The organism is Marinomonas sp. TW1 (assembly GCF_001625355.1).
GTDB lineage: Bacteria > Pseudomonadota > Gammaproteobacteria > Pseudomonadales > Marinomonadaceae > Marinomonas.
Genome location: NZ_JSEE01000033.1, coordinates 1 through 1,424 on the forward strand (window position 1 = coordinate 1; position 1,424 = coordinate 1,424).

Annotated in this window: 1 protein-coding gene; it reads right to left on the minus strand. The window is 46.3% G+C overall.

Features of this window, described 5'->3' with window-relative positions:
* Positions 1 to 9 precede the first annotated feature (9 nt).
* The gene (locus OA79_RS17715) at positions 10 to 1,338 is read right to left on the minus strand and encodes an IS4 family transposase (protein WP_082825526.1); all 1,329 of its coding nucleotides are present in this window, start codon (positions 1,336 to 1,338) and stop codon (positions 10 to 12) included.
* Between the last annotated feature and the right edge of the window lie 86 nt (positions 1,339 to 1,424).

Genomic DNA, 1,424 nt, shown 5'->3' on the forward strand with positions numbered 1-1,424 from the left:
TAACGCTGTTCACTTAAGCGGAACAGTATTACGAGATACCGGATATCTCGTCTTTGATTGCTTTACCATGCGAGGCCGACTAGGCCTCGCTTTCTTTCGCTCTAAAAACAAATTACACACCCCAGACCTTAACTCCTTAAGACGCATCCCTGTCTTCGATTCTGGCTTAGCCGCGGCCATCACGATCAAGTTGGAAGCAATAAAAGTAAACGCCATTTTAAAACGTACATCGCTCGCTCGTTGACCATGTGATGCGGCCGCATGACTCGCCTCTCTACGCACGATATTGTAGGCCAGTAACATCCCCCACATTTCTTGGTAGATTAAATCGATTTTCTTACTGCGTAACGTAATGACGTTGTTGAGCATAGAGGATTTGATGTCACGAAACCCCAGCTCTATTTCCCAGCGCTGATGATACAACTGAGCAATCTGTTCAGCTGGGTAATCGCTGATAGGAAGGGATGTCAGTACCGTCTTGGCTTTTCCTTGAACGTCATAGGTTATGGCGCGTACATTCCAATATTCAGGCAGGCTGGGGTTCTTCTTGCGAGCTTGTGGGGAGACTTTCATACGCCACAACGCATCGCCATCTCCGTATTCTTCAATGACTTCATACACAGTATTACTGCGTTTGGGGATTAACCAATGTCGCTCTCTCCCCCCATTCATTAACGCATGCATAAGATTGGCACTCCAAAAATTCCGATCTAAGAGTGTAATACTGCGATCTGGGATCTTATCTAACATCGCTTCTGCTAATGGCGTTTCACCTTTGCGATAAGTGTCTACCTGAGCATCTAAAATAACGTGGGAATGCGTATTCATCAGAGCGACACAGCGCAATAACGGATAGGCACTTTGCTTGACTGCTGTATTGCTGGCACTACCAAAGTGCTCTCGTAACTCTGGCGTGTCCGGGGTGCGAAAAACGACACCATCAATAGCAAATACTTGCAGCCCTTGCCAATCATCCTGAGCAAATCGCTCATTTGCCCAATGCTCACCTGTGCGCTGGAAAAGCCACTGCATAGGGTCTGAACCAAGTCGCTGCCTCGCTTGAGATACGCCGCTCTTAGCAAGAAGTTGCTCTGATGCTAATCCTTCTGAACAGATATTTAAGCGCCTAGCGACTTCTTCAATCGCTTCATCCCGAAAAAGAGCCATCCCTAGTACCAACCAAAGCACTTGGTCTTCGGGTAAGCGTCGTCGCCTGATGCTTGCGCTTGAGGAAAGGGTTAATGCGGACTCAATCCACTCAACGGGAATATTCTGAGTGAAGGTTGAATGATCTGAGAATGAGTGGAGCTCATCGATGCTGAGAAGTAACTGTTGAATAGACACAAAAAAAATCCGATTAAGAAAGCTTAATCGGATTTTCTGAGGCTATTCAATTAAATTCAACCCTTAAGTGAACAGCATTA